We start from the raw sequence: 238 nt of genomic DNA on the forward strand, positions 1-238 counted from the left end.
CGCCATCGCCAACCCCGAAGCCGCTGACCTCGAAGCCCTTGACGCCGAGCTGAAGGCCATGGACGTGGAGGAGCTTCAATCGAAGACCAACGAAACCCTCGATAACCTTCAGGAGACCCACACCGAGGACCAGCAGAAGTTCCTTGCAGATGCTTTCGTCGACCTTGGAGAAATCCCTGTCGGGGAGCAGTTCGGGATCACTGAGGCCCAGGCTATGGTTGTCGAGGCGGGCTTCATT

Annotated in this window: 1 protein-coding gene; it reads left to right on the plus strand. The window is 58.8% G+C overall.

Annotation, left to right across the window (positions count from 1 at the left end; all coding sequences use genetic code 11):
* A partial coding sequence (locus AC0L3S_RS39715) for a hypothetical protein (RefSeq protein ID WP_473285446.1) occupies positions 1 to 238 on the plus strand: 238 nt, incomplete at both ends.

It is taken from the genome of Bradyrhizobium sp. Ken01 (assembly GCF_055807355.1).